Here is a 12,002-nt window from a genome sequence, read left to right on the forward strand (position 1 = left end):
ATAGTATATAAAAGCCCCCGCCTGAAGTGTAATCACAAGCGGGGGTATGCCAAGCGAATGATTCCTACTTTTCAGGCTGCATGGAACGTCGTAGTGCGACGGTTCCTGTGCGCGCAATTTCTTTGATGCCGAAGCGATCTAGTAGCGCAATGACTGCTTCTACTTTACCATGATCGCCTATAACTTCCAGCGTTAGTTCGTCGAAACTGACATCAACAACCTTACACCTGAAAATATCAACTATACGTAAAATTTCTGCACGATTGGATTCTGTAGCATTAAGCTTAATTAAAGCCATTTCACGTTCTACAGTTGTGCTGTGCTGCATATCAGTCACTTTAATGACTGTCACAAGCTTGCGCAGTTGTTTTACAATCTGCTCAATAATCTGCTGATCGCCACGCGTTACGATGGTCATCAGGGATACACCCTCTTCAAGAACTGGTGCAACATTCAGAGAATCGAGGTTAAAGCCGCGTCCGCTAAACAAACCGGAAATGCGGGATAAAACGCCCGGTTCGTTTTCTACAAGTACGGATAAGACGTGTCTCATAATTCTCCCCTACACCAGCAACATTTCTTCAAGAGAGGCTCCTGCCGGAACCATAGGGTATACATTTTCTTCCGGCTCAACACGAACATCCACAATACAAGGAAGCGGTGAGTCAAAAGCAGCCTTCAGTGTCTCTTTAAGTTTGGAGGCTTCAGTTACCCTATACCCTTCTGCGCCGTATGCCTCAGCAAGTTTCACAAAATCAGGCTGTGCATCCATGCAAGTTGAGCAATAGTTTCTATCATAGAACAGTTCTTGCCATTGGCGAACCATCCCAAGGAAACAGTTATTCAATATGACAATCTTTACTGGAAGCTTATGGCTTACAGCCGTCATAAGCTCCTGACTGTTCATCTGAATTGAACCGTCACCTGCAATGTCAATCACCAGCTTATCTGGATATGCCATTTGAGCACCGATGGCAGCAGGAAAACCATACCCCATCGTACCCAAGCCACCAGAAGTCAGCAACGTTCGTGGCTGGCGGAATTGATAAAATTGTGCCGTCCACATTTGGTTTTGCCCAACTTCAGTGCTGATAATGGCATCGCCTTTTGTCAGCTCAAAAATTGTTTCCACCACATGCTGTGGCTTCAAAGACTCTTCGCTGTGATAGCGAACAGGATGCGTAACCGCCCAGTCTCTAATCTGGTCATTCCATTTACCGTATTGGCTTGCCCAGTCAGTGTCCGCAAACTCTGTTTGCTGCACTCGTACAAGCCCTTGCAACGCTAGCTTACAATCACCGACAATTGGTACTTCAACTTCTACATTTTTACGAATCGAAGTCGGGTCAATGTCAATATGGATGATTTTAGCTGCTGCGGCAAATGAAGACAGTTTGCCAGTTACTCTATCATCAAAGCGTGCTCCCACAGCCAAGATGACATCAGCATTGCTTACTGCTTTGTTTGCAGCATAGGTTCCGTGCATACCGAGCATACCGAGCCATAACGGATCATCTCCCGGGAATGCTCCCAGCCCCATAAGAGTGCTGGTTACAGGCAACTGCATGGAGCGAACAAGTACTCCTAACTCTTCAGAAGAATTAGAAGAGATCACACCGCCACCAGCAAACAGTAAAGGACGTTTTGCCTTACTCAGAAGCTCTATAGCCCGCCGCAACTGGTTGTTATTCGGCTTATATGTAGGGTTGTAACTACGCATCTTGATACGTTCTGGATAATCGAACGTATACATCTGGTTCTGAACATCTTTTGGAATATCAACAAGAACTGGTCCCGGTCTGCCGGAACGAGCCAAGTGAAATGCTTCCTTAATAGTCGCTGCAAGTTGTGACACGTCTTGCACCAAGTAATTATGCTTGGTGCAAGGACGTGTTATGCCTACAATATCGACCTCTTGGAACGCATCGTTTCCAATAAGAGGAGTTGGAACCTGCCCTGTTAGAACCACTAGCGGAATAGAGTCTGAATACGCAGTGGCAATACCGGTAACAGTATTTGTTGCTCCCGGTCCGGATGTTACAAGACACACCCCGACATTGCCGGTAGCTCTTGCATATCCATCTGCTGCGTGTACTGCACCCTGTTCATGACGAACCAGCACGTGCTTTAAATCGTGGTGGTTAGACAGCTCATGATAAATATCAAGAACTGCACCGCCCGGATACCCGAAGAGAACATCAACATTCTCTTTTTTTAAACTTTCTAACAGGATTCTGGCCCCGGAATACTCCATTTAGATCTCCAATGCCCTGTACCGATCAAGCATTATTTGAATTTTAGTCTTACCGTCTAATTTTTGCTTTTTAAGCTCACGCAGAGAATGTTTCTCCTGCGGCGTTAAGATTTGCTTACGTTCAAGCTTATCTAACTGCTTTTCAAATAAGATGTGCTCATCCCAAAGCGCCTTGAGATTTTCATCATGGGGCAAGTGTTTCTCGAGTAATTCTACGTCACGTACTTCCATGATTGCTTCTCCTTTTTTGGAGGTTATCGGTGATCTTACTGGTTAAAAACCACCCATAGGGAATCGAAGGCCGCTACATTTACGAGTAACGGGAATCGTATATCTCTCAGAGTGCCAAGGCACTCATAACAGCATTCTCCAAGCATTACTTCTTGAGCTTTTATTGTGCTTAATCGGTGTTCTAGGTTTCTTTATATACTAATTTCAATTCTCCTGCTGCAACTATCTTCAACCTGTCTCCTTGACACCTTAACGGGTATACTAAGGTAGTCTACGTCCAACCACACGCTGCCAGACGCATGGTTAGCTCTGACAGTGTCACCGTGCTAGTGAATAGCTCCGGCGAGTTGGTACAAGGAACGGATAACAAAAATCTGTGCAAACTGAATTGCTAGCAGCAACACAACGGGAGACAAATCAAGCCCGTTGAAATACGTAAATGGCAACCATTTGCGGATACGGTAAAATACTGGCTCTGTGAGGTTTCTTAAAATCCGGACAATTGGATTGTATGGATCTGGATTGACCCAAGACAGCAGAGCAGAAATAATGACTACCCAAAAATATATATTCAAGACTGCGCTTAAAACCTGAGCAATCCCTACTACAAAATTCATCGCAAAAATCTCCATTAAGCCTCCGGGTTACACTCCCACACAAACCAGCTTGGGGAGTTCCACTAAGTTCTACTTGAACATTATGACGGTTTACTTATCAAGTAAAAAATCACGAAATTGGCAATTTTTTTTATTTTTTTGTAAACAATCTATAATTAAGACTACTTAATCCATTCAATAAGTGTCTGTTTAACCGTATTAAAATCATTAATATGAACGCCCCGCAGCGTTGCGCTCTTATACGCCCAAAAAGATATCCCAGCACGCTTGGCAGCTTCTTCATCAACGACACTATCGCCAATAAACACAACACGGTCTGCGGATTCATCCCAAGCTTTCATAATTTCCAGTGCCCCTTCAGGGTGAGGCTTACACTCCACTTTTGCAGCAGTCATTACAGGATGGAAGAAAGCGTCCATATTATGCTGCTCCAAAACCAACTCCATAGTATTTGAGCGGTTTGTAAACACAGCAAGCTTCAGCCCCAGTTCTGCCACCGCTTCCAAAAGTTCGTACAAGCCTTTTTCTGGTGTCATCAACGGCAAAACCGTTTTGACATAATCAACTTTCTTTTGTGCCATGGGTATCAAATGATGCTTCTCTTCAGGCACAATCGCTTCATAAAACCCCTTTACAGAGGCATAGTGCGCAACATCTTCCTGTTCCTTTGTTAACGGCGGCATGTCCATTTCTTCAAGTACACGGTTGTAATAGCCTATATTGCAAGCACGGGTATCAAACATTACCCCGTCACAATCAAATATGAGACCACCAAGCCCGTTCGGAAACATGTCGTCCAACAATTCAGGTGTAAAATTCATGTGCATGTCCGTTTCCCCCATATTTATAAACGGTCCCAAGCTCTTTAAAACAGATGCGAACAACGAAGTTTGTCCACTACAGGTAGACAATCGACAAGAACTTGTAGTTACGTGAAAAACATAAGAAAAACTTACTTAAATGTAGGTGAAATTCCAACTTTTCACAAGAACTACAACTTACTACAGATAAAAATCTCCATTTAGCGTAAGAAGTAGTTCCCCCCCCATCCGCTGTAGTCGATCTACTCAACTACAAAAATCTCTAACGTACGATTAAGACTTTCACGCCCTTCAGGTGCGCGGGTATGCCCCAACAACGCATATGCTTTGATAGCATATAATTTCCAGCTGCTATTTTGCGGAAGCGTAACGCCATACTCTTCTTTTGTGATAGCCTCTGGTGTAATGTCTTCGCCTTGTTCCACAAGGACATCAACGAGTTCTTTTTTCACAGCCACAAAGCGGGCATGCTCCGGTGCAAATTCAAGGATCGCGCTTGCGACTGCACGCCAAGGTACACCCAAGTCCTCTTCTACATCACCTTGCAACGCCGCTTTAGATTCAATACCCGGAAGTTCCTCACGGTCTTCTTCATCAGCAATCCCGAGAATGACATCCATATTAGCACTGGTTGCAGTAAACTTGTCCTTCAGTTCGGCAAGCTCTGCCACACGGCTTTCCATGTCCCACGCTAACAGCAATGTTTTTTGTGCCGCAATGCGCAGCTGTAACGCAGCATCTTGAACCGGACGTTCTTTTTTCTGCGGGATAAACTCACCTGTCTGTGCGAAAGCATCAAGATCAGCAAGTTCGTCTCTATCGGTCGCAGAAGACGACTTCTCAGCGGATTTTTCCGCTAAAACAACACCGGACATATCCCGTGCATTGCGGAAAGAAAATCCATATTGAAGTAACTCGTGCAGCTGCCCGCGAGCTTCAGCCTGATTCATAGGAAGCTCCGATGATACATAAAATAATGCACCAGAAGCCTCGCGCAACCCCGGTGAACAAAATAAAACATCTTCAGGCAAAGCAAGTGCCACATGCTGAGGTTGAACAGCTGGAATAGCGAGGATTATTTTTTCCAATTCAGATGGGTTCATTAATTCACCTAACTATTTTGAGCAGCTGCATGCTGCCCCATCGGTTTGAGAATGCTTGTACCGGCGGCAAACACCGGTACAAGCAGGCAATTTTAATACACAGATCAGATTCAATTCATACTGGCAATCTGTCAAATTATCATCGGCACACTGCTTACACATACTTGAGCAATACGAAGAACAAAGAGTTCCGGCAGGAAGCAACTCAGCCTCGTGCGAATCCCACAAGCGAATCACTTGTTCATCTGCTAAAGAAAATCGATCTGCACGGTCTATGAACTCGTCGTATGCCTTCACAAAACGAGTAACTTCTGAGCAAATCCACTCAGTATGTGCCCCGGGATTCAATTCCTCCTCATACACACAATGACCTTGTCTGTAGAATGCGCAATTTACTCCCGGCAGCCTTTGAATCTGAGCAACCATGCGCTAGCCTTCTACAACATCATACGGCCATAAATCCATACCGCCATCGAGAACGTAAAGACTCTTAGCACCAAGCCCGTAAAGGTAGCATGCAATGGAGTATGGAATATCAGAATTATGGCTCACAATAACAAGCGGCGTAAAGCGAGGAACTTCATCCTGCAATCGCTTCTTCAACTGAGTAAATGGAATGTTGTATGCTTCTTCAATATGTCCTGCACGCCATGCAATCTGGTCACGCAAATCAAGAATGAAGAATTTTGCGCCAGCTTCACGAGATGCAATTAACTCATCCGGTGTAATGCCGTAAATACGCTCTTCAAGCTTGTTAGACAGCATGGAAGCCGCTTTATTCAAGATTTGTCCACCAGCAGCCATATCAACGCCAGAAAGCGCCTGTACCGTCATATTAGCAGCAAGAGCAACTGCGGCACCGGAAGCAACAGCATCAATCCAGCCAGCATCCAGTCCACCGCAAACCTGTGCACCAAGCACAACGCTGGTTGCCTTATCGCACACAAGCTTTACAACAGCATTTGCGTGGATACCTGCAAGAACCGGAGCTGCATCAAACATGACAAATTCTGGCTCATATCCGGCTTCTACCGCTTCTTTCTGTGTTAATCCTGTCCGGAATGCTACACAGTCCGCAGCCTGATAACGAGATGAAGCACAGCTACCCTGCCATGCCATAGTCTGACCAAGGGCGATTGCACTCAACACACGACCATGTGCAACAAGAGAATCTACAGAACTTGCTTCAAAAGGAGCATCGGATTTTCCAGCCACTTCAGCGCGCTTAACCGCAACGGCTGAACCAAAAAGATGGACATCTTCAAGTCCACAAGAGAAATCTTCTTTAACAGCAATAAAGCCAGAAGGATCAAGATCAACGCCCTGTTCTGCTACGATAGGGTGCACAGCACGCGGCATATCTGCCCAAAAGAACACGTCGCCTTCAAGAACTTCTGAGCCGCAATTTAATGCGCGGACATCACCTTCCGCAGACAATTCAGGAAGCACAGCAGTTTCAGTTACAGGAACAACCCGTACTTTTCCTTCAGTGCCGGATTCTATTCTATCACTCACAACGTGCCAGAAATCAGGATCAAACTCTGAACATTCAGAACGTGCCCACGTTACAGCAACGCCAGCTTCCACTAAAGGGTCGATAAGAGACATTGCATGTGCGCCACCGTACACTACCGCTGTCTGCGGCTTGTAAGCTTCAAGCCATTCATCAACAACGCCAGTCTGCTCAAGCGGCCACGGAATAACATTCTGTGCACCACGAACAGAACGCGGTAACCGTGGAGCAGCATCAATTTCCATAATCAACTTTGTGTAGCGGATAGGAATACAGCCCTGCGGGGAAGACGCATGGACAGTTTTGTTTTCAAAATCAAGCTCCATAGAAGAAACTGGGAGCACACTAATCTGTTTAGCATCGAGCAAAACAGATGAAACATGTGCCATCGGATTAAATTTTCCGAATACACCCTCTTTAGAACCTTCTTCTACTTCAATCGGAACAATTAAATTAACTTCCGCAGAAGGAGCCTGTCTTTTAATACGCGCAGCAGTTTTTGCACCTGCCAGACCTGAACTTATAATAACAATGCGGTCCATTTTTACACATCCTCTTTTCGTAAAAAACTTAACAACGGAGTACTGCCGTTTTTCCGTTTGTTATTCGACATATTACGGGAAACAGCCCAAGAACAACCCCTTGACCTGTCTGCCCCCCGTGTGTATAGCGGCTTCATATCCTTATGGAGGGAACTATGTTCGGTATCGGTATTCCAGAATTATTAGTTATTCTTGTCCTTGTCTTGCTCGTTTTCGGAGCTAACAAGCTTCCTGAAATCGGCGGTGGGCTTGGTCGAGCCATCAAAAACTTCAAAAAGGCTACTACCGAGCCTGATGAAATTGATGTCACTCCATCTTCCGAAAAGAAGAAAGAAGAAGACTAAGAATCTTTTTTCCGGCTTACAAAAAATCCCGAAGTACAAAGTACTCCGGGATTTTTTGTATTGTATAACTATTTATTCAGCTGACGGTTGAAACTCGTAAGTCAACCCGCGTCCGTTTACATATTCAGACAACTTGGTAAGCACCACATCGATATTTTTAGATCGGATAACCCACCGTGCCACAACTGAGTCTGACTGGATAACTACCGCATCCAGAGTTGAAGCGGATGCAGAACCTACCCATTCACGCAGCACCCTGTCGAATGCTTCCACACCGTCAGGGAACAGCCAGCCGCGCACCTGAAGCACTCCACTCCGTGCATTCTCTGCTGGTTGCGCATTTACAGTTTGGGCAAAATACTGTCCCCATACTTCGTGCCACGCTGCATCAAGCTCTTTAGCCTGAGCAGAAATTGGAGCACCAGCGCCCTGCAAAGACAGCTCCCAAGACTCACCCGTGGTCTTCATAACCAAAACAAGGGGAGAATTGTAGTCAGGACGTAACCCGTACAGTTGGTGCAGACGTCCGATTCTATCCCACGTTTCGCTCTGAACACCCGAATACTGCGGGTTATACATGACAGGAGTAGTCTGAGTCTTGAAAAAGCCAAGACGCTTAATGACAGATGTTAATGAGGTTCTGTTTACCGAAACCTCCACGGACATCTCCTGCCCGTAGCCATCCGGCATGTGTGTAGAACCAAGCTCACGGTAGCTTAGCACATGTGCTTTTGCTGTCGGAGCAAGAAACTTACGCAGTTCCTCTTCACGCACATCATTAAGCGGATACCCGATAACTTCCAACGCTTCATCAAAAACAGCATTCGCAAATGCAGCTTGCAACGCCACAGGGCGCGTGCGAACTGTATAGGCTGCTTCATCAGCACCTTCAGGTATTGACTCAAACCAGACAGACTGTGCAACACGAGCCTGAGCAAAAGAACCAAGCATGAGTACAGCCACAAACGCCATACCGAAAATAAGTAATTTTTGTTTTATCATATTGAATCTACTGTATGCCTTACAATTTCAGTTGTCCAAATGTACTGTATCGTTCTGCAAAACACCAGAGTTTTATATACAGAGAAAGGTCGGAGACCTTACGGAATCCGACCTTTTTATTATAATTTGAGAGATACAGAGAGATTAGGGGAAAACCACATCAACCTGCTCAGCCTCTTGACTGCTACGTTTTTCAATACTGCCGATAACCCATGCGTTCTGGCGCATTGCTTCAAGACGAGACATAACGTCATCTTTATCTTCAGCACTGACAATCAGCACATAGCCGATGCCACAGTTGAATATCTGCAACATTTCCGGCCAGCTCAACTTGCCTTGCTCCTTTAGCCAGTTAAACACAGGAAGAATATCCCATGAACCGAAAGAAATAGAAGCGGAGACGGAGGAAGGAAGCACACGCGGAATGTTATCGTAGAATCCACCACCAGTAATATGCACCATGCCCTTGATATTAAAATCTCGCATAAGCACATTTACTGTATCAGCATAAATTGCAGTAGGTTCAAGCAATACTTCTGCTACAGTTTTATCAGTATCCGGCATAATATCATCGCCGGAAAGTCCACTTTCTTCAAAAAGCTTACGTACCAGTGTGTATCCATTTGAATGGATACCTGTAGATCCGATACCGATAATCGCATCACCCATGCGGATATCAGAGCCATCCACGATATTGGCGTTGTCAACCATGCCTACACAGAATCCAGCAAGATCATATTCGCCTTCTTCATACATGTCAGCCATTTCTGCGGTTTCGCCACCCAGCAGAGCCATTTTAGATTGGCGACATCCAGCTGCCACACCGGCAACTACCTGCTCTGCTTTATCTACATCCAGTTTACCTGTGGCAAAATAATCAAGGAAAAAAAGTGGCTTTGCACCTTGAACCAGAATATCATTAACGCTCATGGCAACAAGGTCGATACCTACAGTATCATGCTTGTCGAACATAAAGGCTAATTTAAGTTTTGTTCCAACACCATCGGTTCCGGATACGAGCACAGGCTCTTCCATACCCGACAGATCCGGTTTGAATAAGCCACCGAAGCCTCCGATGTCCGAAAGCACACCTTTCGTATGAGTATCGGCTACAACGTGCTTAATTCTATCAACAAGGGCGTTTCCTGCATTAATATCAACACCTGCTTCGGTATACGCTCTTGAACGATCTTCAGACATTATCTGCTCCTTGATACTAGTATGATAACAAGATCCTTCGGGAAGTCCGTACATAGGCTTTTACGAAACAAAGAGCAAGGGAGAAACACATGCACAGCAATTCAACTACACACACTTTTTTATCACTACCCAAACTCACTGCATCCGCACTTATTGTTAGTGCATTATGTGCAATAGCATTTACACCTTCTCTTGCTATTGCCAAAAAATATTCACAAGCCCCAAGAGAAGATACTGTTATCAGTACAGGTTCATCTGAAATAACTATAACAGATGATCCGCTAAGTGGTGATAGAATACTTGAAGTGAAGCCAGAAACACAAGAAGAAGAAAATTGCAATAAATACACTGACGGTCAGTACCCTATTATAATAGAATTGAAACCGGATATTTCAAACTACAAAAAGTAGGTGACTATGCATCCTGCCAGACTTTGGAGACCATTGGGAGAAACCGGCGGCTCTGCACCGGTCAATATTCAGTGCAGATTATGCAACCATTTTTGTAACATCGCGCCGGATGAAACCGGCTTGTGCGGTGTTCGGAAAAATGTAGGCGGCAAACTGTTTACACTGGTGCACGACAAAGTTGCAGCCGCTAACTTAGACCCTGTTGAAAAAAAGCCTCTGTATCACTTCCTTCCGGGCACAAACACTTTTTCATTCGGTACAGCTGGCTGCAATCTTGCGTGTTCGTTTTGTCAGAATTATTCCCTTTCAACCACACCTCGGTTGACTGGCAACATTACGGGACAACTCACCAGACCGGAGCGCATTGTCGCTCTGGCTATTGAATCCGGTGCAAAATCAATCGCATACACCTATTCTGAACCTACAGTGTTTTTTGAATTAATGGCTGAAACGGCAGAACTTGCCATCCAGCATGGGTTAAAAAACATTATGGTTTCCAATGGATTCCAGTCACCAGAGTGTCTAGCCGAATTGAAAGATCTTATTCACGCATGCAATATTGATCTTAAAGCTGCAACAGAATCGTTCTACCACACTATCTGTAACGCACACATACGCCCTGTCCTTCGCAATTTAAAAACTATTCGCGATATGGGTTGGTGGCTGGAAGTAACAACCCTGCTTGTCCCGGGAGAAAACGACAGTAAGGACGAAATAGAAACCCTTGCCCGTTTTATTAATGATGAACTTGGCAGTGATACTCCGTGGCATATTTCACGTTTTCATCCAACATATAAAATGCAAGACCACGTAGCCACTCCGCTTGAAGCACTAGAACAAGCCGCGGCTATTGGCAAAAAAGCTGGACTCCATTACGTATATGTTGGAAACATCCACGGGCATGAAGGGCGAGACACACAATGCCCTACTTGCGGCTGCACCGTAATACGACGCAAGAGCTACACAGCAGCCAAAAACGATTATTCACACTGTCCAGCCTGCAAAGCACATATTGCAGGCGTATGGAGCACTAATGATTTGCGTTAATACCGGAAATGGAAAAGGAAAAACTACGGCATCAGTGGGTCAAGCCATACGAGCACTGGGACAGGAGCAAACTGTCGCCTTCGGACAATTTATGAAAAGGGATAATCAAGCAGGTGAGCAGTATATGCTGCACAAACTGCTTGGTGAACTTTTTTTCGCCCCCGGTGATGGGTTCCTCACTAAACCGGAACAATACCCAGCGCACAGGGCTACATCAGAAAAAATTTTGTGGTGGGCAAAAGAGCGCATTCTTGAAGTTGATATGCTCATTCTTGATGAGGCTCTCTACGCATTATCTGCCGATCTCATCAAGCGAGAAGAATTGGAAGAATTAATAGCACTTGCGCGCAATAACAACACACACATGGTACTCTCAGGTCGCAATGCGCCCAAATGGCTTATAGAAGAAGCCGACCTTGTTACAGAGATGACCGAGATAAAGCATCATTATAAAGCAGGCATTCCGGCACAGAAGGGAATAGAATTTTAGCAAATTTTATATATTTTCGCTTGCCAGCAGGCGAACTTTCCTCTAAACACTTCTTCGCGACGGAGAGTGGCGCAGGTTGGTAGCGCATCTGGTTTGGGACCAGAGGGTCGCAGGTTCGAATCCTGTCTCTCCGACCACGGAATTTAAGCTCACAGTGCATACTGTGAGCTTTTTTTATATCCGATATAAACTCATCACTGATCGATCCTGCACTGCAATTTTCTAAAGCTACTGGTTCTTTTATGCGAACATCACTCTCTTCACCACTAGAAGTGATGCCAAATCGGTTTCAAGATTTTAGTATTTTGCATTTTTCTGCATTTTTTACTTGCATGTCATTCAAGTTTTCCTTAGTAATCTTTTCCGCGACGGAGAGTGGCGCAGGTTGGTAGCGCATCTGGTTTGGGACCAGAGGGTCGCAGGTTCGA

General features: G+C 45.1%; 13 protein-coding genes and 1 tRNA gene. 5 read left to right on the forward strand and 9 right to left on the reverse strand.

Annotated features, from left to right (window positions below; genetic code table 11):
• Positions 1 to 64: 64 nt before the first annotated feature.
• The 7 genes from ilvN to N4A56_RS11260 all read right to left on the reverse strand — a co-directional run bounded on the left by ilvN (position 65) and on the right by N4A56_RS11260 (position 7,081).
• Positions 65 to 553 carry an acetolactate synthase small subunit gene (gene ilvN, locus N4A56_RS11230; protein WP_293669675.1) on the reverse strand — a complete coding sequence of 163 codons (489 nt, stop codon included), beginning with the start codon at positions 551 to 553 and terminating at the stop codon, positions 65 to 67.
• Between the two features lie 9 nt (positions 554 to 562).
• On the reverse strand, positions 563 to 2,254 hold the full coding sequence (gene ilvB / locus N4A56_RS11235) for a biosynthetic-type acetolactate synthase large subunit (RefSeq protein ID WP_293669677.1): 1,692 nt from the start codon (positions 2,252 to 2,254) through the stop codon (positions 563 to 565).
• Positions 2,255 to 2,485 (reverse strand): DUF465 domain-containing protein, encoded by a 231-nt coding sequence (locus tag N4A56_RS11240; protein WP_293669678.1) that lies wholly within the window; start codon positions 2,483 to 2,485, stop codon positions 2,255 to 2,257.
• Between the two features lie 326 nt (positions 2,486 to 2,811).
• Complete coding sequence (locus tag N4A56_RS11245; protein WP_293669680.1) at positions 2,812 to 3,117, reverse strand: YggT family protein; 306 nt, start codon at positions 3,115 to 3,117, stop codon at positions 2,812 to 2,814.
• 146 nt (positions 3,118 to 3,263) lie between these two features.
• Positions 3,264 to 3,923, reverse strand: a complete 660-nt coding sequence (locus N4A56_RS11250; protein ID WP_293669681.1) for an HAD-IA family hydrolase — start codon at positions 3,921 to 3,923, stop codon at positions 3,264 to 3,266.
• Positions 3,924 to 4,165: 242 nt separating this feature from the next.
• Entirely contained in the window at positions 4,166 to 5,026 is an 861-nt protein-coding gene (locus tag N4A56_RS11255; RefSeq protein ID WP_295547355.1) for a hypothetical protein, read from the reverse strand.
• Between the two features lie 429 nt (positions 5,027 to 5,455).
• Positions 5,456 to 7,081, reverse strand: coding sequence for a rhodanese-like domain-containing protein (locus N4A56_RS11260; protein ID WP_295547358.1), 1,626 nt, complete (start codon positions 7,079 to 7,081; stop codon positions 5,456 to 5,458).
• A gap of 155 nt (positions 7,082 to 7,236) precedes the next feature.
• On the opposite strand from N4A56_RS11260, the gene N4A56_RS11265 reads away from it, so the two are divergent.
• Positions 7,237 to 7,425, forward strand: a complete 189-nt coding sequence (locus N4A56_RS11265; protein WP_293669686.1) for a twin-arginine translocase TatA/TatE family subunit — start codon at positions 7,237 to 7,239, stop codon at positions 7,423 to 7,425.
• A gap of 72 nt (positions 7,426 to 7,497) precedes the next feature.
• Here N4A56_RS11265 and N4A56_RS11270 read toward each other — a convergent pair whose 3' ends face one another.
• Positions 7,498 to 8,427, reverse strand: coding sequence for a hypothetical protein (locus N4A56_RS11270; RefSeq protein WP_295547361.1), 930 nt, complete (start codon positions 8,425 to 8,427; stop codon positions 7,498 to 7,500).
• A 144-nt stretch (positions 8,428 to 8,571) separates the two neighbouring features.
• Positions 8,572 to 9,627 (reverse strand): phosphoribosylformylglycinamidine cyclo-ligase, encoded by a 1,056-nt coding sequence (gene purM, locus N4A56_RS11275; protein ID WP_295547364.1) that lies wholly within the window; start codon positions 9,625 to 9,627, stop codon positions 8,572 to 8,574.
• 89 nt (positions 9,628 to 9,716) lie between these two features.
• Here purM and N4A56_RS11280 point away from each other — a divergent pair, with 89 nt between their 5' ends.
• The 4 genes from N4A56_RS11280 (at position 9,717) to N4A56_RS11295 (ending at position 11,711) form a co-directional block, all read left to right on the forward strand.
• Positions 9,717 to 10,037 (forward strand): hypothetical protein, encoded by a 321-nt coding sequence (locus N4A56_RS11280; RefSeq protein ID WP_295547367.1) that lies wholly within the window; start codon positions 9,717 to 9,719, stop codon positions 10,035 to 10,037.
• A 6-nt stretch (positions 10,038 to 10,043) separates the two neighbouring features.
• Positions 10,044 to 11,084, forward strand: coding sequence for an AmmeMemoRadiSam system radical SAM enzyme (gene amrS / locus N4A56_RS11285; RefSeq protein WP_295547370.1), 1,041 nt, complete (start codon positions 10,044 to 10,046; stop codon positions 11,082 to 11,084).
• Positions 11,071 to 11,574 (forward strand): cob(I)yrinic acid a,c-diamide adenosyltransferase, encoded by a 504-nt coding sequence (locus tag N4A56_RS11290; RefSeq protein ID WP_295547373.1) that lies wholly within the window; start codon positions 11,071 to 11,073, stop codon positions 11,572 to 11,574. The genes amrS and N4A56_RS11290 overlap by 14 nt, the downstream gene beginning before the upstream one ends.
• A gap of 60 nt (positions 11,575 to 11,634) precedes the next feature.
• Positions 11,635 to 11,711, forward strand: a tRNA-Pro gene (locus tag N4A56_RS11295).
• The last annotated feature ends 291 nt before the right edge of the window (positions 11,712 to 12,002 follow it).

The organism is Halodesulfovibrio sp., assembly GCF_025210605.1.
In the GTDB taxonomy this organism is placed as follows: Bacteria; Desulfobacterota; Desulfovibrionia; order Desulfovibrionales; family Desulfovibrionaceae; genus Halodesulfovibrio.

Excerpts from the sequence above, each read along its gene's own strand:
- N4A56_RS11270 (WP_295547361.1), bottom strand. The coding sequence starts at position 8,427 with ATGATAAAACAAAAATTACTTATTTTCGGTATGGCGTTTGTGGCTGTA.
- N4A56_RS11255 (WP_295547355.1), bottom strand. The coding sequence starts at position 5,026 with ATGAACCCATCTGAATTGGAAAAAATAATCCTCGCTATTCCAGCTGTT.
- amrS (WP_295547370.1), top strand. The coding sequence starts at position 10,044 with ATGCATCCTGCCAGACTTTGGAGACCATTGGGAGAAACCGGCGGCTCT.
- ilvB (WP_293669677.1), bottom strand. The coding sequence starts at position 2,254 with ATGGAGTATTCCGGGGCCAGAATCCTGTTAGAAAGTTTAAAAAAAGAG.
- ilvN (WP_293669675.1), bottom strand. The coding sequence starts at position 553 with ATGAGACACGTCTTATCCGTACTTGTAGAAAACGAACCGGGCGTTTTA.
- N4A56_RS11250 (WP_293669681.1), bottom strand. The coding sequence starts at position 3,923 with ATGAATTTTACACCTGAATTGTTGGACGACATGTTTCCGAACGGGCTT.
- purM (WP_295547364.1), bottom strand. The coding sequence starts at position 9,627 with ATGTCTGAAGATCGTTCAAGAGCGTATACCGAAGCAGGTGTTGATATT.
- N4A56_RS11280 (WP_295547367.1), top strand. The coding sequence starts at position 9,717 with ATGCACAGCAATTCAACTACACACACTTTTTTATCACTACCCAAACTC.
- N4A56_RS11290 (WP_295547373.1), top strand. The coding sequence starts at position 11,071 with ATGATTTGCGTTAATACCGGAAATGGAAAAGGAAAAACTACGGCATCA.
- N4A56_RS11265 (WP_293669686.1), top strand. The coding sequence starts at position 7,237 with ATGTTCGGTATCGGTATTCCAGAATTATTAGTTATTCTTGTCCTTGTC.
- N4A56_RS11240 (WP_293669678.1), bottom strand. The coding sequence starts at position 2,485 with ATGGAAGTACGTGACGTAGAATTACTCGAGAAACACTTGCCCCATGAT.
- N4A56_RS11260 (WP_295547358.1), bottom strand. The coding sequence starts at position 7,081 with ATGGACCGCATTGTTATTATAAGTTCAGGTCTGGCAGGTGCAAAAACT.
- N4A56_RS11245 (WP_293669680.1), bottom strand. The coding sequence starts at position 3,117 with ATGGAGATTTTTGCGATGAATTTTGTAGTAGGGATTGCTCAGGTTTTA.